A 25,465-nucleotide genomic window follows, 5' to 3' on the forward strand; every position below is an offset into this window, starting at 1 on the left:
ATAAATATCATTATCATTACCTGATATTTTGAACAAAAGCAGCATTTAATACCAAAATCGCTGTATATTTAAGTAAATAACGACGTTCCGTGATCACATATCTACCCTTTTGGGGGTAATAGCTCCTACCCGCTTGATCGATATCAATCCCACATTATTAGCAAGCCTTTATGGTTAGCAGGGTAAGCAAAGTGGGATAATAATCATGAAGAAAATTATTGAAGACCTTTTACACCAGGAAATATCTCGTCGGGACGCGGTGATCGATGCCGCGAAAATCGGCTCGGCGGTGGCGATTACCAGCGCTATCAGCTTGCCGTTTTCTGCCAATGCTCAACCGTCGGTGACGCCAACCGGTGTGGTGAATGACAATGAAACCGTTCGTCACAGTGCGTGTTTGGTTAACTGCGGCAGTCGCTGTCCGCTGAAGGTGATTGTGAAGGACGATCGCATCGTGCGTATCGAGCCGGAAGATGCCAAAGATGACAGCGTGTTCGGTGAACACCAGATTCGCCCTTGTCTGCGCGGGCGTTCTAACCGCTGGCGCGTTTACAGCCCGGATCGCATCAAATACCCGATGAAGCGTGTCGGTAAACGCGGTGAAGGCAAATTCAAACGCATCAGTTGGGAAGAGGCGACCGCGTTTGTCGCCTCGGAAATGAAGCGCATTGCTGAAAAATATGGCAATGAGGCGATCTACTATAACTATCAATCCGGCGCCTATTATCACAATCAGGGAACGCACGCGTGGAAACGCCTGCTGAATCTGACGGGCGGCTACCTGAACTATCACAACACCTACTCTACCGCGCAAATCGCGACTGCTACGCCGTATACGCACGGTACCTATGTCGGCAGCCACTTTACGCAGATTGCCCATTCCGATCTGGTGGTATTTTTTGGCCTCAACCTGTCGGAAACCCGTATGTCTGGTGGCGGGCAGGTGGAAGAGCTGCGTCGCGCGTTAGAAAAATCGCAGGCCCGCGTGGTGATCATCGATCCACGTTACACCGATTCCGTCATCACCCAGCATGCTGAGTGGTTAGCGATTCGTCCAACCACCGATGCAGCATTGGTCGCGGGGCTGGCTCACACCCTGATTAGCGAAAACCTGATCGATGAAGCGTTGGTCAACCGCTATAGCGTCGGGTTTGACGCCAGCACGTTGCCTGCGTCTGCGGCACCGAATGCCAGCTACAAGGACTATATTCTGGGAACCGGACCAGATGGTATTGCCAAAACGCCAGAATGGGCGGCGAACGTTACCGGTATTCCGGCGGTGCGCATTCGTCAGTTGGCGCGGGAAATCGCGGGTGCGCGCGCCTGCTATATCGGTCAGGGCTGGGGGCCGCAGCGCCACGCTAACGGTGAACAAACCGTACGCGCTATCCAGACATTGCCAGCGCTTACCGGTCACTTTGGGTTGCAGGGCACCAACAACGGCAACTGGCCTTATGGTACACCCTACGGTGTTCCAACCTTGCCCGTGGGCAGCAACCCGATCAAAACCTCGATCCCTTGCTATCTTTGGACGGATGCCATTCTGAATCCGGAAAAAATGACGGCCACCACCATGGGCGTGAAAGGCGCGGAAAAGCTGCGCGTCGGCATTAAAATGGTGGTCAATCAGGCAGGGCAGGCGCTGTTGAACCAGCACGGTGATATCAACCGTACGCGTAAAATTCTGGCGGATGACACCCTGTGTGAAACCATCGTGGTGATTGATAACCACATCACGCCCAGCGCCAAGTTCGCCGATATTTTGCTGCCGGAAACCAGCTATCTGGAAGCGGAAGATCTGGTTGATAGCTCGTACTCAACGGGCTCGCACAACTACATGATCGCTATCCAGAAAACCATCACGCCGATGTGGGAAGTGCGCAGCACCTACGACATCTGTGCCGATATCGCGGGTCATCTGGGGCTGAAAGAACAATTCACCGAAGGCCGCACGCAGGCGCAGTGGGTGGAGAAACATTACCAACAGGTGAAAGAGAAACGCACCTACTTGCCGGAGTGGTCTGTTGCGAAAGAGAAGGGCGTTATCGATCAACAGATCGCGACGGAAAAACAGAGTATTGCCTTTCTGGATTTCCGAGCAGATCCGCAGGCCAATCCGCTGAAAACACCGTCAGGCAAGATAGAGATCTATTCCGAAGCGCTAGCCAAACTGGCTCAAACCTGGACGTTGCCGGAAGGCGATCGTATTCCGGCGATCTCTGAGTTCTGCGTGGTGCGTGAATCTCATCTCAATAAAACCATGACGGCCAAATATCCGCTGCAACTCAGTGGGTTCCATACCAAGGGCCACACCCACTCCACCTACAGCAACGTACAATTCCTGCATGAAGCCGTGCCGGATGAAGTCTGGATCAACCCGATAGATGCGGCGGCGCGCCAACTGAAATCTGGCGATCGCGTGCGGGTATTTAACGACCGCGGCGTGGTGGAAATCCCCTGCAAAGTCACACAGCGTATTCTCCCTGGCGTCGCCGCTATGCCGCAAGGGGCCTGGACGCGCCTTGACAGCGCGGGCGTCGATGTTGGCGGGTGCATTAACACCCTGACCTCCCAGGATCCTTCGCCGCTGGCGAAAGGTAATCCGCAACACACCAACCTGGTTGAGATTCAGCGCGCTTAAGGGGAAATAACTGATGACACAATATGGCTTTTATGTTGACTCCTCGCGCTGTTCGGGCTGCAAAACCTGTCAGGTCAGTTGCAAGGATAATAAAGATTTGGATCTTGGCCCGAAACTGCGCCGTGTCTATGAATACGGCGGCGGCAATTGGGTAAAAGAGGGCGAATCCTGGCAAAACGACACCTACAGCTACTACCTGTCGATCGCCTGTAACCACTGTGACGATCCGACCTGTGTGGCCGGTTGTCCAACCGGTGCCATGCACAAGCGTAAAGAGGATGGGCTGGTGCTGGTGGATGAGAACGTGTGCGTTGGCTGCCGTTACTGTGAGATGCGTTGCCCCTACGGTGCGCCGCAGTTTGATGCGCACGCCAAGGTGATGCGCAAATGTGACGGCTGTCTGGATCGGTTGCAGAAAAATCTGCGTCCGATCTGTGTCGATTCCTGTCCGCAACGCGCACTGGATTTTGGGCCTATTGATGAACTGCGTGCCAAATACGGCACCGAAAACGAGATCGCACCGTTACCTTCTGCGTCGCTGACGCACCCGAATCTGATCGTCAAACCGCACCCGAAAGCGCGGCCGAGCGGCGATAAAGACGGTGCTATTCAAAACTTGCAGGAGGTGCGCCATGCATGAGTTGCCTTTGGTGTTTTTTACCGTGCTCACGCAGAGTGCGGTGGGGGCGTTTATCCTGCTGTTGGTGGCGGGGGTGTTAAAACAGGTGGAGGCGCGGCCGTTAGCGATTGGGCTGTTTGCTGCAATGTGTCTGTTTGGCCTGGCCCTGCCGATCGCGGGGTTGCATCTCGGGCAGCCACTGCGTGCCATGAACGTGCTGCTGCGCGCCGGGCACTCGCCGATGAGCAACGAAATCGTGCTGTCGTCGCTGTTTTGCGCGTTCGGCGGTCTCGGGGCGCTGGGGTTGCTGCTTAATCGCGGCGCACAACGCCTGTTCAGCGCGCTGACCTGGATCGCTGCGGTGGTGGGGGTGCTGTTCTTGTTGGCTATCCCGCGCATTTATCAGTTGCCGACCGTGGCGACCTGGAACACCAGCTACACGCTGTTGATGATGCTGCTGACGCCGATGATTGGTGGCGGTGCGCTGGCGGCGGTATTGGGTGCACGCCGGATTGGGCTGGCCGTTAGCGTAGTGGCGACGCTGGCGAGCTTCTGCCTGCGTCCGGGCTACATGGCAACCTTGATGAGCGCAGACAGTGCGCTGACCAGTGCACAGCTTGCCTGGTTCAGTGCGCAGGCCATTCTGCTCGCGGTGGGGGTCGTGGGGGCGATAGTGCATGTCCGTTATAACACCGGACGCTCACTGTTGGCGGCCAGTGCGCTGGTGGTGATTGTTGCTGAGCTGGCGGGCCGTGTCGCGTTCTATAACCTGTGGACGTTACCGATGTAATGCCGTGCCGCCCTGCGAGCGATCGCTCGGGGCGGCATCCTAAGGGGAGAGCCCGATGTCATCTATAGCCGTGTTGCCACGTTTTCTGGGCGCACTCTTTTACTATCCGCCGACACACCCCGATGTGCAGGCTATTGTTGTGAGCTTATCTGCGCTGCCCACGCTGTGCCCTTGGGCAGAGCGCACCGAAATGGAAACATTGTGCCAGCACTGGCCGGTGCCTGATGCAGACGCGTTTATCTGGCAATACTCGGTGCTATTTGAAGGGCAGGGGGAGATGTTTGCACCGCCCTGGGCGTCGGTCTATCTGGAAAACGACAACCTGCTCATGGGGGAAAGTACGGCTCGCTATCGCGCTTTCCTCCATCAGCACGGGCTGTCGTTTACTGGTGCGCAGCAGGAGCCGGAGGATCAATTTGGGTTGGTGCTGCTGGCGCTCGCTGCACTGTTGGAACGAGAGGAAGCGCAGGCCGCACACACGCTGCTGGAAACGTATTTGCTGCCTTGGAGCGATCGTTATCTGGAACGCTTACAGCAAAATCCTCACAGCCCGTTCTACGCTCAACTGGCCGTCGTGACTCGCTTGCTACTACAAGGGATGCAGCGTCATTATGGGTTGCAGCCCGAAACGCCACGGATGTTTTTCTAATGGAAAAGGATGAGCGCTACTATCGTGGATATTTGTCTCATCGCTACGTCAGTCGGCGCGGGTTATTCCGCGCCTTTCTTAATGCCTCGCACCCGCCTGAGCCGCTACCCGATAGCGCTCAACTGCGTGCGCCACGTCCTCCTGGTGCGTTGCCTGCACCGCAGTTTTATCAACAGTGTAACCGTTGCCAGCAGTGCGTTAAGGCTTGCCCAATGGGCGTGTTGACCGTCAATGAAGACGGTTATCCGCAGTTGGCCATTGAATACGCCAGTTGCGATGGCTGTCAGACATGCATCGCGCATTGCCCCTCGGGGGCGCTATTGCCGCAGGCACACTTTGATACCGGATTACGTCCGACGATCGGCGCTACCTGCATCAGTCAGCAACGCCACTGCCGTAGTTGCATCGATACCTGCCCGAGTCAGGCACTTTCCCTCAGTGAGCGCGGATTGCCGGATGTCGACAACGCGCGGTGTTATGGCTGTGGAGAATGCTTGATTCAGTGTGAAATCCAGGCAATTTCATTGACCCCATTCGCTTAAATAACGCGTCAATATCTCCCCCGTCATACCGTCATTTTCGCAGTGACACTGTGATTTTTATTTTTAAACATCATGTTATTGTGACGCCAATGACCATTATTAATTTTAAATAAAACATCAATGAATGTATAAAATAATAAGCACTGATTGAACTTTTAATTGAGTGGTTTAATTAAACGTATTTTAAACACAATTCGGATGGGGCTTGTTTAGGGTGTTAATCTGAGTTATTTTAGTAATGCATACATGTATCATTATTTGTAATGGTTAAAAAACGGGACTCGGCTATATTTATCAGCCAGATTTTTTCTTATTCTCTTTTGTGAGGGAGTATAAATTAAGGTGGTGAAACTATGACGTTTTTTACGCTTATTATTTTATCACCAGGATAATGTCATGCTTGATTTTTTACCTTTTTCTCGCCCTTCTTTGGGAGAGGAAGAGATTGCTGCCGTGAATACGGTCATGTTATCCGGGTGGATCACCTCAGGGCCAAAAAATCAGCAACTGGAAGCTGCTTTTTGTACATTGACTGGCAACAAGCACGCCATTGCGGTCAGTTCTGCGACGGGCGGGATGCACGTCACCTTGATGTCGCTGGATATCTCCCCTGGCGATGAAGTTATTACCCCCTCGCTGACCTGGGTTTCTACCCTCAACATGATTGTCTTGCTTGGCGCTGTGCCCGTGATGGTGGACGTCGATCGCGATACGCTGATGGTCACACCTGAGGCCATTGCTGCGGCTATCACGCCTCGCACGCGCGCCATTATTCCCGTGCATTACGCTGGCGCACCCGCCGATATAGACGCGATTCGCGCCATCGGGCATCGTCACGGCATCCCCGTTATTGAAGATGCTGCTCATGCCGTCGGGGCCGAGTATCGCGGCGCCCCTGTTGGGGCGACAGGCACCGCGATTTTCTCCTTTCATGCCATCAAAAATATGACCTGTGCCGAGGGCGGACTGGTGGTCACCGATAATGACCAGCTTGCCGAACGTATCCGCAGCCTTAAATTTCACGGACTGGGCGTGAATGCCTATGACAGACTCGCACAGGGACGAGCACCACAGGCAGAAGTGATAACACCGGGGTACAAATACAATCTCAGTGATATCCATGCCGCGATTGCGTTAGTGCAATTTGGCAAGCTGGCGCATATTAATCAGCAGCGTCAGGAGATTGCGCAACGCTATTTATCAGCGCTTGCCGATACGCCACTGCTGCCGCTACGTCAGCCTGAATGGCCCCATCACCACGCCTGGCACCTGTTTATTTTGCGTGTTGATGCAGAACGCTGCGGTATTTCACGCGATGCGTTGATGGCTGCACTGCAAGCGCAAGGGATTGGCACTGGTCTGCATTTTCGCGCTGTCCATACCCAGAAATTTTACCGTGAACGTTTTCCCGCACTTGAACTTCCTCATACGGAATGGAACAGCGAACGCCTGTTATCCATTCCCCTGTTTCCGGATATGACTTATGACGACACATCACGCGTTATCGATGCGCTGCGCAAACTTGCCTGCGGTTGATATGTTTACCTTTCCTACGATAAAAAAAGTCTCCGTTGTCATCCCGGTATTCAACGAGCAAGAGAGCCTGCCTGCGCTGATTCAGCGCACGGTGGCGACCTGTGAAACGTTGGGTAGGGCCTATGAGATTGTATTGGTTGATGATGGCAGCAATGACAATTCGGCGCGACTGATGGTGCAATCCAGTGAAATGCCAGATAGCCACGTGATTGCCGTATTGCTTAACCGGAATTACGGTCAGCATGCCGCGATCATGGCGGGATTTAGCCATGCCTCGGGCGATGTGATCATTACGCTGGATGCCGATCTCCAGAATCCACCGGAAGAGATCCCGCGTTTGGTGGCAAAGGCCGATGAAGGCTACGACGTGGTCGGCACGGTGCGTCAAAACCGTCAGGATAGCCTGTTTCGCAAAATATCATCGCGCCTGATAAACCGTTTTATCCAGCGTACCACCGGCAAGGTCATGGGCGATTATGGCTGTATGCTGCGCGCTTATCGACGCCATATCGTCGATGCCATGTTGACCTGCCACGAACGCAGCACCTTTATCCCCATCCTTGCCAATATCTTTGCGCGTAAGGCGACGGAGATTCCTGTCGAGCACGCTGAGCGCCAGCACGGCGATTCCAAATACAGCATGATCGGTTTGATCAGCCTGATGTATGACCTGGTGACTTGCCTGACCACGACCCCCTTGCGTCTGCTTAGCGTGATAGGTAGTGCTATCGCGCTGTCAGGGTTCTTGCTGACCTTTGTGCTGGTAGCGTTGCGTCTGGTACTTGGGCCCGAGTGGGCGGCCGAGGGCGTTTTCATGCTGTTCGCCTTTTTGTTCAGCTTTATCGGCGCCCAGTTCGTGGGGATGGGGATACTCTGTGAATATATTGGCCGTATTTACAACGATGTGCGTGCTCGCCCTCGTTATTTTGTGCAACGCGTCGTTAAGGGTGAGACCCGCAAAGACGAGACTCGCCAAGAAAGTAATGTGAAATGAATACCGTTGTTTTTGCTTACCATGATATGGGATGCGTTGGCATCAATGCCTTGCTGGCCTCTGGCTATCGCATCAGTGCTATTTTCACCCATGCGGATACGCCCGGTGAAAATCCGTTTTTTGGCTCAGTGGCGCGTATTGCCGCCAGAATGGGTATTCCTGTCTATACACCGGAAGACGTGAATCATCCGCTGTGGCGTGAACGCATTCGCGCGCTCGCGCCGCAGGTCATTTTTTCTTTCTATTACCGCCGCGTGCTGAGTGACGCGATTTTGCAGTGCGCCCCCTTAGGGGCATTTAACCTGCATGGCTCGCTATTGCCGCAATACCGTGGTCGCGCACCGCTGAATTGGGTATTGGTCAACGGAGAGACGCAAACGGGCGTCACGCTGCACCGCATGACGTCAGAACCCGATGCAGGCCCGATTATCGCACAACAGCGGGTCGATATTGCACCAGATGACGATGCGCCTGGTTTGCACCATAAACTGTGCGAATCCGCAGACAGTCTGTTACGCGATATCCTGCCAGCGATCAAATCCGGTAACTATCCACAACAGGAACAGGATCACGCACAGGCCAGCTATGTCACCCGGCGAACCCCGGAGGCGGGGCGGATGGACTGGTCGCGACCTGCGCATGAATTGCACAACCTGGTGCGGGCGGTCACGGACCCGTGGCCGGGTGCCTTTTGTTATGCCGGTGCAACACGCTTGACGGTGTGGTCTTCCCGTCTGCGGCAGGATTTCCCTTGTGCACCGAGTGGAACGGTATTATCTGTCTCACCGCTGGTGGTTGCCTGCGGCAGCGATGCGCTGGAGATAGTGACCGGGCAGAGTGATAACAGTGTATTTATGGCGGGTGAGCAACTGGCACAAACCGTGGGCATGGTGGAAGGGGCCAGGCTGAATGCCCGCTTGCCGTGTCAGCCAACGCGCGTGCGGGTATTGATCCTCGGGGTAAACGGTTTTATCGGCAACCACCTGACGGAACGGTTACTGCAAGATGAAAAATACGAAGTCTACGGCCTGGATATCGGTTCCGATGCCATTGCCCGTTTCCTGCTTAACCCGCGTTTCCACTTTGTTGAAGGCGACATCACCATTCACTCGGAGTGGATCGAGTATCACATCAAAAAATGTGATGTGATTTTGCCGCTGGTTGCCATTGCCACGCCGATTGAATACACGCGCAATCCGCTGCGGGTGTTCGAACTGGATTTCGAAGAGAACCTGAAAATCGTGCGTAGCTGTGTCAAACATCACAAGCGCATCATCTTCCCTTCTACGTCTGAAGTGTACGGAATGTGCAGCGATAAGGTGTTCGATGAAGATTGCTCATCGCTGGTGGTTGGGCCGATTAACAAACAGCGTTGGATCTATTCGGTATCGAAGCAACTGCTGGATCGGGTGATCTGGGCATACGGCGAGAAGCAGGGGCTGCGTTTCACGCTGTTCCGCCCCTTCAACTGGATGGGGCCACGGCTTGATAGTCTGGATGCTGCCCGAATCGGCAGTTCGCGTGCCATTACGCAGTTGATCCTGAATCTGGTGGAAGGATCGCCCATCAAGCTGATTGATGGTGGTGAACAGAAGCGCTGTTTTACCGATATCAATGATGGCATCGAGGCGTTATTCCGCATCATTGAAAATCGTGATAACGCCTGTGATGGGCGAATCATCAATATCGGTAACCCGAAGAATGAGGCCAGTATCCGCGAACTCGCGCAGATGTTGCTCGAAAGCTTTGAACGTCATCCGCTTCGGCATAGCTATCCGCCATTTGCTGGCATGTGCGTGGTGGAGAGCGGCAGTTACTACGGCAAGGGCTATCAGGATGTGGAGCACCGTAAACCGAGCATCGCCAATGCCCGCCGCCTTTTGGGATGGGAGCCTCAGGTTGAGATCCGTCAGACGATTGACGAAACGCTGGACTTTTTCCTGCGCGCTAACGCTTCACCGGATTCTACCCCATGAAGCGTGTCGGGCTGCGTATTGATGTCGACACCTGGCGTGGTACGCGAGTGGGTATGCCGCGCCTGCTGGAGACGTTAGAGCAACATGGGATTCAGGCAAGCGTCTTTTTCAGCGTCGGGCCAGATAATATGGGGCGACACCTCTGGCGTCTGGCCAAACCGGCCTTTTTACGCAAGATGCTGCGCTCCAAGGCCGCGTCGTTGTATGGCTGGGACATCCTGTTGGCGGGTACGGCCTGGCCGGGCCGCTTGATTGGGCGCGGTAATGCGGACGTCATGCGGCAAACGGCGCGTACCCACGAGGTGGGGCTCCATGCTTGGGATCACTTTGCCTGGCAAACCTGGGCGGGCATTTGGAATCCGGCACAGCTACATCACCATATTGCGCTTGGTAAGACCGCGTTGGAAGATCTACTGGGTCAGGCTGTCACCTGTTCCGCCGTGGCTGGATGGCGGGCGGATCAGCGCGTCATTGAGGCTAAGCAGTGCTTTGGTTTCCGCTATAACAGCGATTGTCGCGGAAGCACGCCATTTCGGCCGCGTCTGGCAGACGGTACGCTAGGTACCGTTCAGATTCCGGTTTCACTGCCTACCTGGGATGAGGTTATCGGCTCCACCGTGCAACCGCAACAGTTCAACCGCTATCTGCTCAACGCCATGCACAGCGCGCGAGGGACACCGGTGTATACCGTGCACGCAGAGGTAGAGGGCATCGCCTTCCAGCGGGAATTTTCGGCGCTGCTCGCTATGGCGCATCTTGAGGGACTTCAGTTTTGTCCCCTGGGGGCGTTGCTTCCAGAATCCGAGGCCGATTTGCCCGTTGGGCACGTTGTGCGCCACTCGATTGATGGGCGTGAAGGATGGCTAGGTTGTCAACAGTGGCTGAATAATCAACAATATCAGGTCGGTCAGCCATGAAAACAGTCACCTACACGCTCGCATTGGTCGCCCTGTGGGCGCTCTACTACATTATCCCTATTGAATACCGCTTGCTCTGGCAGCCTGATGAAACCCGCTATGCCGAAATCAGCCGCAGCTTGCTGGCCTCAGGGGATTGGGCTGTACCGCGATTTTTAGGTATTCGCTACTTTGAAAAACCGATCGCCGGCTACTGGATCAACAACCTCGGTCAATGGCTTTTTGGTCACTCCAACTTTGCGGTGCGTGCGGGGGCAATATTCTCCTCTTCGCTGACCGCTTGTCTGGTCGCGTGGCTCTCCTGGCAGATCTGGCGGGATAAACGTACTGCACTGCTGGCGGCGGTAATCTACCTTTCCTGCTTGTTGGTTTACGGCGTCGGGACTTATGCCGTGCTCGATCCCATGCTCGCGCTGTGGCTTTCGCTCGCGATGTGCAGTTTCTGGTATGCCGCTCAATCCGAGTCCGTAGGTAAAAAAACTATCGGGTATCTGGTGTTGGGCATAGCTTGCGGCATGGGGGTGATGACCAAAGGATTTTTGGCGCTGGCGGTACCTGTTATTAGCGTACTGCCGTGGGTGGCAGAAAAGAAACAGTGGAAATCGCTGTTGATGTATGGACCGTTGGCCGTGTTAAGTGCGACGGCGGTGACATTGCCTTGGGCGCTAACCATTGCCGCGCGTGAGCCGACGTTCTGGCATTATTTTTTCTGGGTAGAGCATATCCAGCGTTTTGCCCAGGAAGGCGCGCAGCACCGGGCACCGTTTTGGTATTACCTGCCGCTGTTCCTGTTGGGGGCGTTACCCTGGTTGGGCTTTCTTCCCGGTGCACTACGTCAGGGCTGGCGAGATCGGAAAATGAACAGTGGCCTGATCTATTTGCTGGGTTGGACGCTCATGCCGCTGCTGTTTTTCAGCCTTGCGAAGGGAAAGTTGCTGACCTATATACTGCCTTGTTACGCGCCGCTGGCGGCGTTGCTGGCGCATCATGTGCTGTGCGCGGCTCGCGAGGGTGCCAAAGCGCTGCGCGCCAACGCACTCATCAACATACTGTTTGGTGTTATGGGGCTGCTGGCGGTTGTGCTGGTCTTGGCCCCTCATCGGTTGGCTATCTATCCGCTCTATACACCGCAGGAGTATGGCAAGATGCTAGCGGCAGCGGTGATCTTTCTCTCCTGGGCGTTGATTGGGAGTCTGTCGCTGGTGCAACCGCGTAATCGCTGGGCCTGTGCGGCGCTGTGCCCTCTGGCATTGGCGCTGTTGGTGGGCGCGGCCATTCCCGACCGTGTGAAGAATGCCAAACAGCCGCAGGCCATGATTGAATCAGCTTACGGGAAACTGCAAGCGAGCCGCTATGTGCTGTCCAACAGCGTAGGGGTCGCTTCGGCTATCGCCTGGGAATTACAGCGTGACGATATTTTTCTCTATAGCCGTCGCGGTGAGCTGGCCTGGGGATTGGCGTTTGAGGACAGCGCAGAACGGTTTGTCTCTGAAAATGCCTTCCCCGGTTGGCTCGCAGCTCACCGTCAACAAGGCAATATTACACTGATGCTGCTGCTTGACGATGATGACAGAAAGACGATTCATACGTTGCCCGTGCCGGACTGTGTCTATCAGCAAGGACGCTTCGCCGTTGTCGAGTATCGCGCGCAGTGAGTGCATGGGTAGGGGTTTTGCTGGTCAGCATGCTGAGCTGCATGGGGCAGATGTGCCAAAAACAGGCGGCTGGTGCGGCGCGTCCTGCCAATGCCGCACGATGGCTGTGTGTTGCTCTGCTGCTGCTGGCGCTTGCGCTATTGCTGTGGCTGGTCGTGCTGCAACAGCTTCCGGTTGGCATTGCCTATCCGATGTTGAGCTTGAATCTGGTGTGGATCACGCTGGCCGCACGTTGGATTTGGCAGGAGCCTATGGGGTGGCGGCATATCCTCGGCATTCTGTTTATCATCTCGGGCGTCGTTTTGCTCGGTGTTACGGCTTAACGTGGAGGTGATAGCATGGGATATCTAGCGGCGTGCCTCAGCGTCATGTTGGTCAGCATCGCGCAGCTGGCGATTAAATACGCCCTGTCCGGATTGCCACCGGTATGGTCGATACGCACGCTGTGGGACGGTAACGCGTGCCCGTGGCTGTTGCTGACCGCTGGGCTGGGGTGTTACCTGCTGTCGCTGATCGTCTGGCAATTTGCGTTACAGCGTCTGGCGCTGGGAAAAGCCTATGCGTTTTTGAGCCTAAGCTATGTGCTGGTGTGGTTTGGCTCGCTTCTCTTACCCGACTATTCAGAGCATTTTTCCTGGTTGGCGTGCATCGGCGTGTTCGCCATTATGGTGGGCGTATTGTTGGTTTGTTGGCCGTCACGTGAAGAGGAAACCTCGACCTCGTCATAGCGCAAGAGTCGATCGGGTTCAAACAAAACAAACATTTTCAGGTGTAATTTCTTGTCATTCTTATCGTAATAGCACCGTGTGAGATAGGTCATAGCATCCCCTGACTCGGGTTTTGATTGTACAAGATATAGTCTAGAAAAGTTTGAGGCATTGATCACTCGGCAGTTAAGACTCATTCGGCGACACTCGATTGCTTGAGCCATGCCGACGTCTGCTGAAATAAAGCATTTCAGTGTCGTCAAAAATATTACTTCGGGATTTCTCCTGGTTCTGTAGAGCCTTTCCTTTATCCATTCACATTTAGATGTTAGTAAAAATTTTCGGAAACGGCGCTAGAATGACAGTTGCCACTTCTGTTAATCCTATCTTCCAACCCTTGTAACTTGTATATTGTCCGACGAGGGGACGAGCTTATCAGCATCCGTGTTGTGAATTACGTCTTCACAGCGTTATTAGCAATGCATCCAGTTTGAAATCCTTCTACATAAGATGAATATCCATACATAGCAAAGCAAACGAACCGCAAAGTCATGACCGTTGTCACAGATAAAGACGTATTTCGGTCGGACAGTTTTATAAGATAACCACGATTTTATTATATATATCGTTCACGCATAACACGCTTAAATTCCTCTTGGCACCCTCTGAGTTCAGTCTGAGCCTATTGATAGATGAAGAATGTTAGCCTTACTTCTTTATTTGCACATTGAGACTATGAGTGGTGATATCTGAACGAGTCACTGCGCATAAACGAAATGGCGTAGTCAACAACCTTTTCCGTCGCTTTCAATTTTGAACTTGTCGGGATAACGTACACCACATCATAGATATTTTTTTGCCTTCTCAACTGACTCTGTTGTATCTAACAAACTGATAGCAGGATTAAAACCAAATAAAAGGTTCGAAAAATAGGTTACATTAATCGCTTTCAGTTGTTGTATGAGATTCGCGTTGCCATTTTGTATAGGGTTTTTCTGTTACTAATTTTATCACTGACTTATGAAAGGGAGAATAAAATATGCCTATAAGCGCACAGGATTTTAGGCGCGTAAATGGAGATTATGACTCACGGGTAAAAGAGAATGTTACTGATAAAAGCATCCAAAAACAATTAAATAGAATTGCTTCAAGTCAATCGGGGAAAGTTCCACAGCAGTTTGGTTTTTTGACTATTCTGGCTTTACTAGGTTTTATATCAGATACCTATGTATTGCGAAATGACCGTCAGTTAGATTTCCATGCTGATACCAATGGTAGCTGCGTAAAAAGAAATATGAAAGCGGTTACTGTTACCGATAATGTCACTGATTTTCGCCGGGTAAATAATATTTACCTTGGGGTTGTTAGTTCAGATGATTCATCTCTTTTAAAAGATTTACATCATCATCGAATGCAAGATTATTCTTGTACTATGTCATTAGTACAGACAAGGGAATGCTTTGATAATTTTATAAGGATGAGTGTTGAAAAAATATCCCATGCATTGAGGTACTACGATCCATTAGTTTTTCCCGGGGCTGATGCAGCCGTTGCTATTAAAACGACAACGGTGATGCCACTTGATTATGTGAAAACGGAAAAAACGGTTAATGATAATTATGAATGCATTATAGCAATAACAAATTTTACTTTTTTGGACTTTTTTAATAAAGTACTTGATACATTATCATTACCTATTACTGAGTTAATAGTGGAAGCTCAGGTGCTTTTTTTTGTTAAAAGGTATGGTGTCTGCCCAACACCCACTGATATTGTAAAAGTAAAAAAATTCTCGATGACTATTGATGAATGTGTTAATTTTTTAATGGTGATTTTTCCTGAGTTATCTCCAATATATTTAACTCGGGAAATAATTGTGCCAACGATAAAATTGATATTGGATGACCTTGACAACAAGGAAGTATCTATTTATAACTTTGAAAAAATAAATGACAGCATATTGTCTTACGCTCGTGGCATTGCTTCAATATCCACCAGTAAATCAGTTCATTCCTCGGGAAGAAAAAATAAAATTATTCCTAAATTTATCTTATTAAAGGATGGTGACTTTTATATCAATGTAAATAATAAGTTGTGGCGACTTTCTATGAAAAACAACAATTTATATGCAACAAGAGATAATGCCACTTACAGAATAAGCTATGATGAGGATACAGAAGTCTGGAGTATGCACGAGAAACTTGAAGAAAAAAAAGATGTCAATGATGACCCTTTTTATAATATGTGTAAGTCGAGAGTTCGACGGGGTAATAATTTGGGGACAATGTGTAGTCGTCTGAATATTAGTGGCGATCTTTCTTATGATGAATCAGGATCTTCTGGGCGCGTGGATGATATGGATTCCACCTATGTCCATCAGTTTACAAGTAGTGAGGACGCAATTATAAACAGGCTGGATATTGGTATCACAACCATGGCTGATTGTGTAGATAAACTGACATTTTCAAGTGATTGGGTGATATATCGTATTCGTTCAGAGAATAAATTAACATCATCTTTTTACCATGCAGTCGAAATGAATGGGAAGCTAGTGCCGATTAAGGCAACGTTCGTACATGGTAATAAAATTTCTTGTAGAATTTATGATATCAATGACAAGGCTTCGTCCTATCGAGTCGATTTCTATAAAAGAAAGTGGATTTTTGAACCATCAACGTCTATTTATGTTTCGAGTGAGTTGAAGAGTGCTGTGACATATTTTCTTAGTAGTTATGATTTCATTAATAGTGATGAGTTAACACAATTATCAGTCTCCAATTCTCATGGTCTTCAAGTTGATAATGGCGGTCATTTGTATTTAAGAATTGATAATCAGCACATAAAAGTTAATGAGCAAGGAGGTGTGTTTTATATGACCTTCAAAAAAAATGGGCGTCTTTATTTTACTTTTTCAGAAAACCAAATTGAATTAACTCGCGTCGAGCGTGAGGTAGGTGGGATTAAACTTAATCCACAGGAGGTCAAAGAAGAATTGGCGTTGCACTCAAGTAATGGTTGGACAAATAGAAAGATAATTTCATTAAATGATCATTGGCAATTTATTCATTTTAATGCACTGAGTCAGAACTATAAAACGGCTAAATTTACAGGTTCTAAAATTGATTTTTTAATTAGAATGGAATATCTGCCAATAAAATTTGGAGATTTTGTCGAACCACCAGATATACAATGGAAGGAGGTTATTAAATGTAACGATAATAATCATATTTGGCGATTTCAGACTAATATGTATGAACACAATAAACATAGTTTGACATTCACTCCATGGAATAATAAATATGTTCATGCATATGATTATATCTTCGCGAGTAGGGGGGGAGATCAAGAACCGGTTCGTTTACTGGATAGAACGATGCGAAATATAAACCCTGATACAATACCCATACTAAAAACTGAAGAAGAAAAGATAAATTTTGTGAAGGATTATCTTAAAGGAAATGGAGGGATTCTAGAGGTTATTATTAGCGATTTCCCAAAGATACTTACAACGGAACCTACGATAAATAAAAAAAGGTTATTGACAATTGACTTTGGTTTTTTGGACGAAAGCCTGATATCTGTGGCACAGGGAATTAACGTAAAAGGTGAACAGCGAGAGGTGTTCGTGACTAGAGGCAGCGTTACCGACTTTATCAATGAGCCTGTTAACAGCACACCACCGGAATCTATAACCAGGAAAAGGATACGAAAATAAAATATAAAAAAAGCAGATATATTAAATACCTGCTTTTTCTGCACTGGCTACTGTTGATGTAACCAATTATTCTGATAATCTTAACGATTAACGGAAGATAGCGTAGGGAGCCAGACCGCGATAGGTTTTGCCCAACGCTTTTATTACTTTATTGATATTACGGACAATACTCATCTTCTTATTCCTACGCTTTCTTGAATCTTAGTGGTTGGTGAACATGTTGAAGTTAACGCTAACGTTTTCGAACATGGCAACGATTTTTTTGATCAGTTTCATTTGTCTCTCTCCGAGTGATTGTTCATTTTTATGTGATGTTCTTCACGTTTTTAAAGATACGCCGGTTGGCAGCGTTGGTCAACTTTTTTGTGAAGCTAATCACAAAAAAATGGTTCCAAGGTTTTCTGTGCATGAAACGCCGTTCTGTTTTGCCGAGTGATAGATAAATTGTCTGGATTATCAGTTGAAATACACGGCCCAGAAGCAGGATAATCCCCCGTTTCTCCTCCGACCTGCCAGATACACCTGTGATGCGCCTCGCAAGCTAATCGTTTGCGTGCCCCGGCGCGGTGTGAAATGTGTTCGGAGGCGTCAGAGATTTGCGCTGCGGTGCGGAAGCGCCGTTGTTGTGGGTGCGTGCAGCGATGGGAGATCGTCATGGCAGGCAAGGCCATATGCACCCTCCTGTTTTACTTTTACAAATAATGACATCTCAGGGGATATCACCATGTCAAATAGCTCTCGTCAGGCTGGCAATGCGGCGCGTCCGCAAAGCTCACTTGATGCTTTTTTTCACATCACACAGCGCGGCAGTAATGTAAGACAGGAAGTGCTGGCCGGGTTAACCACGTTTTTGGCGATGGTGTATTCGGTCATTGTTGTGCCTGGCATGCTGAGCAAGGCGGGTTTTCCGCACACGCCGGTGTTTGTGGCAACCTGTCTGGTTGCAGGGCTGGGTTCTTTGCTGATGGGACTGTGGGCCAATGTGCCTATGGCAATCGGCTGTGCTATTTCGCTTACCGCATTTACTGCGTTTAGCCTGGTGCTGGGGCAACAAATCAGCGTTCCGGTAGCGTTAGGGGCGATTTTCCTGATGGGGTTGTTGTTTACCGTGATCTCGGTGACCGGCATCCGTTCCTGGATCCTGCGCAACCTGCCGTTGGGCGTGGTGCAGGGTACCGGCATCGGTATTGGCCTGTTCTTGTTGATCATCGCTGCCAACGGCGTGGGTCTGGTGATCAAAAACCCGATCGATGGGCTGCCTGTTGCTCTGGGTAACTTCACGTCGTTCCCGGTGATCATGTCTTTACTGGGGCTGGCGGCTACCATCGGTCTGGAAAAACGTCGCGTGCCTGGCGGCATCCTATTGGTGATTGTGGCGATTTCCATTATCGGCCTGATTTTTGATCCGAACGTGAAATTCCAGGGCTGGTTCAGCTTGCCAAGCCTGACCGATGAAAACGGTCACTCGCTGATGTTTAGCCTGGATATCATGGGGGCGCTGCAACTGGCGGTGCTGCCAAGCGTGCTGGCGCTGGTGATGACGGCGGTGTTTGATGCCACCGGTACCATCCGCGCGGTTGCTGGGCAGGCGAACCTGCTGGATAAGGACGGGCAAATCGTTAACGGTGGGAAAGCACTGACGGCGGATTCCGTGAGCAGCATGTTGTCCAGCCTGGTCGGGACGTCTCCGGCGGCGGTCTACATTGAATCTGCTGCTGGTACGGCGGCAGGGGGTAAAACAGGGTTGACGGCGACAGTGGTCGGCGTGTTGTTCCTGTGCCTGCTGTTCCTCTCCCCGCTGTCTTATCTGGTACCGGGATACGCTACTGCGCCAGCATTGATGTATGTGGGCCTGCTGATGCTGAGCAATGTTGCCAAGCTGAATTTTGATGACATCGTTGATGCCATGTCGGGTCTGGTGTGTGCGGTGTTTATCGTGCTGACCTGCAATATTGTCACCGGGATTATGCTGGGCTTTGGCGCACTGGTACTGGGGCGTATTTTCTCAGGTGAATGGCGCAAACTGAATATTGGCACCGTGATTATCGCTATCGCGCTGGTGGTGTTTTACGCCGGTGGTTGGGCGCTCTGATTATTGTGTGCGTGAGTCATTAAGGGGAGCTTGGCTCCCCTTTCTTATGCCTGCGGTTTCGCTCGCGCTTGTGGTCATAAAGTGTTTTCTCCATAACGTACGCATCGTTTTTCCTCTTCCTCCCATGTTTTCCCTGAAGTGTCTCGTCTCGGTGATTTTTTGATGCAATTATTTGCAGGGTAATCATGCAAAAAATATGCGTTTTACCCTGAAATTTTGCCCCGCTGAGCGATATTTTCATGTAAAAATAATGGGGCACTATCTCATAACGTACAAAGGGCAGCTCAGCACGCAGTTAGGTCATTATTGGAAATCTCCTAAGGAAAGCATGGAAATCTTTTTTACCATTCTGATTTTAACCCTGGTGGTATCACTATCAGGGGTTGTTACACGTATTTTACCCTTCCAAGTTCCGCTGCCCTTAATGCAAATCGTCCTCGGGGCTATTTTGGCCTGGCCCCAGTTTGGTTTGCATGTCGATTTCAATCCTGAACTGTTTATGGTGCTGTTCATCCCGCCGCTGCTGTTTGCCGATGGCTGGAAAACGCCAACGCGCGAATTTATCAAACACAGCCGTGAGGTGATTGGGCTGGCGCTGGTGCTGGTGTTAATCACTGTCGCCGGGGTGGGTTACCTGATTTACTGGATGATCCCAGGGATGCCGCTGGTGGCGGCTTTTGCGCTGGCAGCGGTGCTATCGCCGACGGATGCGGTAGCGCTGTCAGGGATTGTGGGCGAAGATCGTATTCCGAAAAAACTGATGAGTATCTTGCAGGGCGAAGCGTTGATGAACGATGCTTCGGGTCTGGTATCGCTTAAATTTGCCGTCGCGGTGGCGATGGGCACCATGGTGTTTACCGTGTCCGGCGCGACGCTGGAGTTTGTTCAGGTCGCGGTTGGCGGCTTGCTGGCTGGTGTAGGTGTCACCTGGCTTTACAGTAAATCATTGCGCATCATTAACCGTTGGAGCGGTGATGATGCGGCCACACAGATTGTGCTGCTGATGCTGTTGCCGTTCGCCTCCTATCTGATTGCGGAACACATTGGCGTGTCGGGCATTTTGGCGTCGGTGGCTGCAGGGATGACCATCAGCCACTCTAACGTGATCAGTAACGCCCCGCTGGCGATGCGATTACGCGCCAACAGCGTTTGGTCGATGCTGGAGTTCGTGTTTAACGGCATGGTGTTTATTATGCTGGGGCTGCAATTGCCTGACATTTTGGAAACGTCGGTGACGCAGGCGGAGCTGGATCCCACCGTTGAAACCTGGATGCTGTTTACCGATATCGCCATTATTTACGGCGCGCTGCTGCTGCTGCGTTTCTGCTGGCTGTGGTTTATGAAATATTACAGCCGTCTGTTTCAAAAGAAACGCCCGATGCTGTTCGCTCAGTACACCACGCGTGAAATCTGGATCGCTTCATTTGCCGGGGTGCGCGGAGCGATTACCTTGGCCGGTGTGCTGTCCATTCCGCTGTTATTAAACGATGGCACCGCGTTTCCTTCCCGCTATCAACTGGTGTTTATTGCCACCGGCGTCATCCTGTTTTCCTTGTTGTGCGGGGTGTTGACGCTGCCGTTACTGCTGCGCGGGGTGACGGTGGTGGACAAATCGCTCTATAAGAAAGAAGAGCGGATGGCGCGCATGGCGATTGCTGAAGTAGCGATCCGCAGCTTGCAGAAAATGGAAGAGCGTCTGGCGGCGGATCGAGAAGAAAATATCGATGAGCAGGTGGTGCGTGAAGTCAGTGCGCGTGTCATTGGTAATCTGCGGCGTCGCGTCGTCGGCGAGAGTGATTTGGAACACAGCCTGGAGATTGAAAATCTGGAGCGCCGTTTCCGTTTGACCGCCGTCACCGCTGAACGCGGTGAACTTTATCACCTGCGCGCTACGCAGCAGATCAGTAATGAAACCCTGAAAAAGATGCTGCACGATCTCGATCTGCTTGAAGCCGTGCTGAGTGAGAAAGTGTAGCCTGGCGTTGGCCTAGCCATGATGTTGTTTCGCTGATGCAGGCTCTGCTTAGGTTGAGCCTGCACCAGAACCTTGTTAATTCCTTCGATAGCGCATTTCAAAGCCAGTCAGATACCGTCTCTGCATCAGGAATGCACGAAAACCCCACGATCGCGGAAAAACCCTACAAATTCTGGCTAATTGTCAGCATTGTAAACTACTTGTCATTAAATGATAATGATTGTTATTATCCTATAACGCATTGACGCATAAGAAGCTGCCAGACAGGTTATTGCCTATGTCAGAGTGGCTCAGATCCTGTTTTTGTGGATCGGCAGCACGTCAGTATGCGTGTTGTGGTGTAAGCAACCATCACTTTGACAGAGGGAAAACTATGCGCGTTTTAGTGGTTGATGACGACTCGGTGTTGTGCCATTGGCTGGGTGCAAAGTTGCACTCACATGGTTATGCCTGCAATATCGTTCATGATTGCGAACATGCGCTCAAAGCCATTAAAGATGACATTTATGACGTGGTGCTGCTGGACCGGATGCTGCCAACGCTAGACGGTTTTAGCGTACTGCGTGAGCTGAAAGGGTCGCGTCACCCACCTATCATGCTGCTTTCGGCGTTGGATCGCTATGTGGATCGCGTGATGGGGCTGGAATTGGGTGCCGAAGATTATCTGGGTAAACCATTTAATTTTAATGAGTTGCGTTTGCGCTTAGAAATTATGGTGCGCAGAGGAAAACCGCAGGACGCACCGTCATCACTGCTGACGTTTGAGGATCTGCAACTTGATCGTCTGCAACGGGTTGCCTGGCGTAGCGGTCAACGCATCGATCTTACTGATAAAGAGATCAAACTGCTGATCATTTTGATGGAAAACCCAGGGCAGGTGATCACGCGTACGCTGTTATTGGAACGCGTCTGGGGGTATCACTTCGATCCGCAGACCAACCTGATCGATGTCCATATGTCCAAGTTACGGGCCAAGATTGACAAAGGTTTTCCCCGGCCGCTGATCAAAACATTGAGATCGATGGGCTACGCCCTGGGTGCAGTGGAAAAAACGGATGCCGCGTAGCGCACACAATGAGCCTGCGCTGAGATGGCCGGGTAACGGATGGCGTGAGAAAATTCGCCATTTATACGTACACGGTGCAAACCGTTATCCGGTGTTTCTGCGCACCTCGCAGTTTCGCCAGTTTATTACGCTGGTCTTCCTGTTTTTGCTGATGGTGCTGTGTTGCATTGTTGGTTTCAGCGTGTTGAGTGAAACGCTGATCCGTACCCATGTGCGCGACGTCATACTGGGCAATATCCACGACCATGCTACCCAATCGCGATTGACCGACACTTCTACGCTGATCGCCCAGCTCAAACGTGATAATCAGGCCAAAACCGATGAATTACCTCTGTTTCTGGTAATGAGCAAGCAGGGCGAGATCCTCTACCACAATGCGGGCTGGATGCTGTCTGGGCCAAATCATACCGCGTGCAAAATGGATGTTCCTTGCCTGAAGGCGCTACTGGTTGAAAAGGGGGCGCTGAAGGACAGCGACCAGCGCCGCAGCGCGCCTGAGAGCAACCTGGTCGGCATGTCAGTGGCGTTGGATGACGGAGGGGTGCTGTTCACCGCCTATAATCTGCGTCCGATGCTGGAACGTATTCGCACTATTCCGCTGGTGGCTGGGGCTGGGCTGTTTGTCGTGCTGTTGTTTTCGCTGGTTGTCAGCCGACACTTCAGTTTACGTAGCCTGCGCAGCGTAGAGCGGATCCGCACCGCGTTGCACCGCTACAGCGCCGGCGAGCAGTATGTTCGCATGCCGCTCTCAACGCGTGATGACGATTTCCACAGCCTGAGTCACGACATTAACCAGAACCTGGAACGCATCGAACGCCTGATGGAACAGGTGCGCAGCACCTCAAGCCATATCGCCCATGAATTACGCACGCCGCTGACGCACTTGCAAAATCGCTTGTATAACCTAACTGAACGTCAGGGGCTTGAGCATGAGATGCGCGAGTAGTTGCATCAGGCGGTGGAAGAGGTGCACAAGATTTTGGGGCTGTTTCGCACCGTTATGCGTATCGGTGAGATTGAAAGCGGGCGCTGTGTTCATCAGTTTGCCCGCTTTGAGGTACGCCCGTTACTAGAAGAGGTGTCGGAATATTATCAACCGTTAGCCGATGCACACCATTGCCAATTGTTGATTGATGCACCTGCCGGGACGCCGCTTTTTGGCGATCGGGCGTTGCTGTTTCAGGCACTGGCAAACCTGATCGAAAACGCGCTGAAGTATGCTGCTCAAGGTAAAGTGATTACCTTGAGCGTCACCCTTTATCGCGGCTGGACGGCGCTGCGTGTTTCCGATCGCGGCCCCGGTATTCCCGACAACCTGCACGCCACGGCGTTGGAACGATTTCAACGCCTTGAAGGGTCGCAGCAGCAGCCCGGTTTCGGGCTTGGCCTGTCGCTGGTGAAAGCCATCGCCGAATTGCACGGTGGTCAACTCTGCATGGCATCGGCCAATCCCGGTTTACACGTTTATCTGTGCTTAAAACCTACCTGACATCGCACAGCGTCTGGACTACTGAGCCTAACGGTAAGGGATCGCGCTGGCACCCTGTTCCGCACCGGTAATGTTCTCGCGCAACGCGGTAAACAGTTCGCGCCCCATCCCTACATGGGAAGCAGATAAGTCCGGCTGCTCAGGATGACGCAGTGCCAGCGTTGCGTCATCCACCAGCAGGCTGATCTCACCGGTGATGCCGTCAACGCGGATCATGTCGCCATCCTGAATTTTTGCCAGCAGTCCGCCGACGTAGGCTTCCGGCGTGACGTGGATGGCGGCAGGTACTTTGCCGGATGCGCCTGACAGACGACCATCAGTGACCAATGCCACGTTGATGCCCCGGTCCATCAACACACCGAGAGGCGGCATCAGTTTGTGCAGTTCTGGCATGCCTATCGCTCTGGGCCCCTGATAACGCACGACCACCACGCAATCATTGTCCAGACGGCCTGCTTTAAAGGCGGCATCGACGTCGTTCTGATCGTTGAATACGATGGCTGGTGCAACAATCGTTTGTCGTTCTTGCGGCACGGCGGAGGTCTTCATTACCGCGCGTCCCAGATTACCGGAAAGCACTTTGGTGCCACCGTGTTTGGCAAACGGTGTTTCCAGCGGTGCGATCACCTCGGCATCCAGCGACACCTGCGGGCCGTCGCGATAGACCAGTTTACCGTCTTCCAGGAACGGTTCCTGGGTGTAGCGATGCAAACCAAAACCTGCCACGGTGTGGACATCCTCATGCAGTAAGCCGCCGCGCAACAATTCTCGCACCAGCAGCGACACGCCGCCTGCTGCCTGAAAATAGTTGATATCGCCAGGTCCGTTGGGGTAGATGCGACACAACAACGGCACCACCTCTGACAGTTCAGAGAAATCGTCCCACGTGACGGTAAAGCCGGCGGCTTTCGCCATGGCCACCAGGTGCATAGTGTGGTTGGTTGAGCCGCCGGTCGCCAGCAGGGCGACAATACCGTTGACGATCACCTTTTCGTCTACCAGTTGCCCGACAGGCAGATAATCGCCCGCATTTTCCGTCATTCGAGTGACCTGACGCGCAGCGGCTTCTGTCAGCGCATCGCGCAGCGGAATGTCGGGGTAGACAAACGAGGAGCCGGGCAGATGCAGCCCCATGATCTCCATTACCATTTGGTTTGAGTTGGCGGTGCCGTAAAAGGTACAGGTGCCCGCGCCGTGGTAAGCACTGGCCTCGGATTCCAGCAGCGCGTCGCGACCGACTTTGCCTTCAGCATACAGTTGGCGGATGCGCACTTTTTCTTTGTTGGAGATGCCGGTGCGCATCGGACCTGCGGGCACGAAAACGGTAGGCAGGTGGCCAAATGAGAGAGCGGCAATAAACAGCCCCGGGACAATTTTGTCACATACCCCCAAAAAGAGCGCGCCATCAAACATGTTGTGTGACAAGCCGATCGCCGCCGACATTGCAATCAAATCGCGGCTAAGCAGGGAGAGTTCCATGCCATCTTGCCCTTGTGTCACGCCGTCGCACATGGCAGGGACGCCGCCCGCGACCTTGCCGACAGCGCCGACGTCGTTCAGCGCCTTCTTAATCAGATCAGGGTAGCGTTCATAGGGTTGGTGGGCAGAGAGCATGTCATTGTAAGAGGTAATGATGCCGATGTTGCTTTTGATCATGTTCTTCAAATCGGCTTTGTCTTCAGGCGAACAGGCGGCGAAGCCGTGTGCCAGATTACCGCAGGCCAGCTCAGAGCGGTGTACGGTTTTGCTTTTGGCGGCGTCAATCCGAGCCAGATAACGGCTACGCTCGGTGTGAGAACGAGACAGGATGTTGTGGGTAACGCGTGCAACAATAGGATTCATGCTATGCCCCAAGTGTTTAACATTGATGCTTTGCTTAATTAAATCAAATGCCAATGACGTCGATCGAAATAATTGGGCTACTGTGGCTAGCGGGTGTTTTAATTATTTTTAAGATGATAAAAGTGCTCGTGCAAATAAACGCACGATACCAGATCGTCAATAATTTACGTGCCCGTTAATACGGTGAGTTACCGTAAAGGGTATGGGCGCATTAAGGGGTGCAGATGGGGTTCATCGCAGCCTCATGTGATCCAGACGTT

19 protein-coding genes are annotated in these 25,465 nt (G+C 51.5%); 18 read left to right on the forward strand and 1 reads right to left on the reverse strand.

The genetic code is table 11. The annotated features are described in order from the left end of the window. Positions 1–205: 205 nt before the first annotated feature. The 18 genes from K6K13_RS03610 (at position 206) to K6K13_RS23080 (ending at position 23,363) form a co-directional block, all read left to right on the forward strand. Positions 206–2,641: a DMSO/selenate family reductase complex A subunit gene (locus tag K6K13_RS03610; RefSeq protein WP_222159572.1), complete on the forward strand. Its 2,436-nt coding sequence runs from the start codon at positions 206–208 to the stop codon at positions 2,639–2,641. Between the two features lie 13 nt (positions 2,642–2,654). Further along, positions 2,655–3,281, forward strand: a complete 627-nt coding sequence (locus tag K6K13_RS03615) for a DMSO/selenate family reductase complex B subunit (RefSeq protein ID WP_222159573.1) — start codon at positions 2,655–2,657, stop codon at positions 3,279–3,281. Next, positions 3,274–4,050: a dimethyl sulfoxide reductase anchor subunit family protein gene (locus K6K13_RS03620; protein ID WP_222159574.1), complete on the forward strand. Its 777-nt coding sequence runs from the start codon at positions 3,274–3,276 to the stop codon at positions 4,048–4,050. Before K6K13_RS03615 ends, K6K13_RS03620 begins: the two co-directional genes overlap by 8 nt. A 55-nt stretch (positions 4,051–4,105) precedes the next feature. After that, on the forward strand, positions 4,106–4,699 hold the full coding sequence (locus K6K13_RS03625) for a TorD/DmsD family molecular chaperone (RefSeq protein WP_222159575.1): 594 nt from the start codon (positions 4,106–4,108) through the stop codon (positions 4,697–4,699). After that, positions 4,699–5,241 (forward strand): ferredoxin-type protein NapF, encoded by a 543-nt coding sequence (napF, locus tag K6K13_RS03630; RefSeq protein WP_222159576.1) that lies wholly within the window; start codon positions 4,699–4,701, stop codon positions 5,239–5,241. Before K6K13_RS03625 ends, napF begins: the two co-directional genes overlap by 1 nt. A gap of 396 nt (positions 5,242–5,637) precedes the next feature. Continuing rightward, entirely contained in the window at positions 5,638–6,777 is a 1,140-nt protein-coding gene (arnB, locus tag K6K13_RS03635) for a UDP-4-amino-4-deoxy-L-arabinose aminotransferase (RefSeq protein ID WP_222159577.1), read from the forward strand. A gap of 1 nt (position 6,778) precedes the next feature. After that, a complete protein-coding gene (gene arnC / locus K6K13_RS03640; protein ID WP_222160952.1) occupies positions 6,779–7,771 on the forward strand; it encodes an undecaprenyl-phosphate 4-deoxy-4-formamido-L-arabinose transferase in 993 nt (330 codons plus the stop codon). Then, entirely contained in the window at positions 7,768–9,747 is a 1,980-nt protein-coding gene (gene arnA, locus K6K13_RS03645) for a bifunctional UDP-4-amino-4-deoxy-L-arabinose formyltransferase/UDP-glucuronic acid oxidase ArnA (protein ID WP_222159578.1), read from the forward strand. Before arnC ends, arnA begins: the two co-directional genes overlap by 4 nt. Then, positions 9,744–10,664 (forward strand): 4-deoxy-4-formamido-L-arabinose-phosphoundecaprenol deformylase, encoded by a 921-nt coding sequence (arnD, locus tag K6K13_RS03650; RefSeq protein ID WP_222159579.1) that lies wholly within the window; start codon positions 9,744–9,746, stop codon positions 10,662–10,664. Before arnA ends, arnD begins: the two co-directional genes overlap by 4 nt. After that, positions 10,661–12,319, forward strand: coding sequence for a lipid IV(A) 4-amino-4-deoxy-L-arabinosyltransferase (gene arnT / locus K6K13_RS03655; RefSeq protein WP_222159580.1), 1,659 nt, complete (start codon positions 10,661–10,663; stop codon positions 12,317–12,319). The genes arnD and arnT overlap by 4 nt, the downstream gene beginning before the upstream one ends. After that, complete coding sequence (arnE, locus tag K6K13_RS03660) at positions 12,316–12,642, forward strand: 4-amino-4-deoxy-L-arabinose-phosphoundecaprenol flippase subunit ArnE (protein WP_222159581.1); 327 nt, start codon at positions 12,316–12,318, stop codon at positions 12,640–12,642. Before arnT ends, arnE begins: the two co-directional genes overlap by 4 nt. Before the next feature lie 15 nt (positions 12,643–12,657). Then, a complete protein-coding gene (gene arnF / locus K6K13_RS03665; protein WP_222159582.1) occupies positions 12,658–13,047 on the forward strand; it encodes a 4-amino-4-deoxy-L-arabinose-phosphoundecaprenol flippase subunit ArnF in 390 nt (129 codons plus the stop codon). Between the two features lie 1,018 nt (positions 13,048–14,065). Next, positions 14,066–16,741, forward strand: coding sequence for a hypothetical protein (locus K6K13_RS03670; protein WP_222159583.1), 2,676 nt, complete (start codon positions 14,066–14,068; stop codon positions 16,739–16,741). A gap of 724 nt (positions 16,742–17,465) precedes the next feature. Beyond that, the gene (locus K6K13_RS03675) at positions 17,466–18,833 is read left to right on the forward strand and encodes an NCS2 family permease (protein WP_222159584.1); all 1,368 of its coding nucleotides are present in this window, start codon (positions 17,466–17,468) and stop codon (positions 18,831–18,833) included. A 328-nt stretch (positions 18,834–19,161) separates the two neighbouring features. Next, a complete protein-coding gene (locus K6K13_RS03680; RefSeq protein ID WP_222159585.1) occupies positions 19,162–20,808 on the forward strand; it encodes a Na+/H+ antiporter in 1,647 nt (548 codons plus the stop codon). 373 nt (positions 20,809–21,181) lie between these two features. Then, positions 21,182–21,874, forward strand: a complete 693-nt coding sequence (locus K6K13_RS03685) for a response regulator transcription factor (protein WP_222159586.1) — start codon at positions 21,182–21,184, stop codon at positions 21,872–21,874. Then, the gene (locus K6K13_RS23075; protein WP_252120412.1) at positions 21,864–22,820 is read left to right on the forward strand and encodes a sensor histidine kinase family protein; all 957 of its coding nucleotides are present in this window, start codon (positions 21,864–21,866) and stop codon (positions 22,818–22,820) included. The genes K6K13_RS03685 and K6K13_RS23075 overlap by 11 nt, the downstream gene beginning before the upstream one ends. A 21-nt stretch (positions 22,821–22,841) precedes the next feature. Continuing rightward, positions 22,842–23,363, forward strand: coding sequence for a sensor histidine kinase (locus tag K6K13_RS23080; protein WP_252120413.1), 522 nt, complete (start codon positions 22,842–22,844; stop codon positions 23,361–23,363). Positions 23,364–23,390: 27 nt separating this feature from the next. Here the strand turns inward: K6K13_RS23080 and edd are convergent, their stop codons facing one another. Then, positions 23,391–25,205 (reverse strand): phosphogluconate dehydratase, encoded by a 1,815-nt coding sequence (edd, locus tag K6K13_RS03695; RefSeq protein ID WP_222159587.1) that lies wholly within the window; start codon positions 25,203–25,205, stop codon positions 23,391–23,393. Between the last annotated feature and the right edge of the window lie 260 nt (positions 25,206–25,465).

It is taken from the genome of Symbiopectobacterium purcellii (assembly GCF_019797845.1).
Classification (GTDB): Bacteria; Pseudomonadota; Gammaproteobacteria; order Enterobacterales; family Enterobacteriaceae; genus Symbiopectobacterium; species Symbiopectobacterium purcellii.

Bases quoted from the DNA above. Each gene is read 5' to 3' on its own strand.
- K6K13_RS03675 (WP_222159584.1), top strand. From the start codon at position 17,466: ATGTCAAATAGCTCTCGTCAGGCTGGCAATGCGGCGCGTCCGCAAAGC.
- arnD (WP_222159579.1), top strand. From the start codon at position 9,744: ATGAAGCGTGTCGGGCTGCGTATTGATGTCGACACCTGGCGTGGTACG.
- arnT (WP_222159580.1), top strand. From the start codon at position 10,661: ATGAAAACAGTCACCTACACGCTCGCATTGGTCGCCCTGTGGGCGCTC.
- K6K13_RS23075 (WP_252120412.1), top strand. From the start codon at position 21,864: ATGCCGCGTAGCGCACACAATGAGCCTGCGCTGAGATGGCCGGGTAAC.
- K6K13_RS03610 (WP_222159572.1), top strand. From the start codon at position 206: ATGAAGAAAATTATTGAAGACCTTTTACACCAGGAAATATCTCGTCGG.
- napF (WP_222159576.1), top strand. From the start codon at position 4,699: ATGGAAAAGGATGAGCGCTACTATCGTGGATATTTGTCTCATCGCTAC.
- arnB (WP_222159577.1), top strand. From the start codon at position 5,638: ATGCTTGATTTTTTACCTTTTTCTCGCCCTTCTTTGGGAGAGGAAGAG.
- K6K13_RS03670 (WP_222159583.1), top strand. From the start codon at position 14,066: ATGCCTATAAGCGCACAGGATTTTAGGCGCGTAAATGGAGATTATGAC.
- K6K13_RS03620 (WP_222159574.1), top strand. From the start codon at position 3,274: ATGCATGAGTTGCCTTTGGTGTTTTTTACCGTGCTCACGCAGAGTGCG.
- arnC (WP_222160952.1), top strand. From the start codon at position 6,779: ATGTTTACCTTTCCTACGATAAAAAAAGTCTCCGTTGTCATCCCGGTA.
- arnA (WP_222159578.1), top strand. From the start codon at position 7,768: ATGAATACCGTTGTTTTTGCTTACCATGATATGGGATGCGTTGGCATC.
- K6K13_RS03615 (WP_222159573.1), top strand. From the start codon at position 2,655: ATGACACAATATGGCTTTTATGTTGACTCCTCGCGCTGTTCGGGCTGC.
- edd (WP_222159587.1), bottom strand. From the start codon at position 25,205: ATGAATCCTATTGTTGCACGCGTTACCCACAACATCCTGTCTCGTTCT.
- K6K13_RS03680 (WP_222159585.1), top strand. From the start codon at position 19,162: ATGGAAATCTTTTTTACCATTCTGATTTTAACCCTGGTGGTATCACTA.
- arnF (WP_222159582.1), top strand. From the start codon at position 12,658: ATGGGATATCTAGCGGCGTGCCTCAGCGTCATGTTGGTCAGCATCGCG.
- K6K13_RS03685 (WP_222159586.1), top strand. From the start codon at position 21,182: ATGCGCGTTTTAGTGGTTGATGACGACTCGGTGTTGTGCCATTGGCTG.
- K6K13_RS03625 (WP_222159575.1), top strand. From the start codon at position 4,106: ATGTCATCTATAGCCGTGTTGCCACGTTTTCTGGGCGCACTCTTTTAC.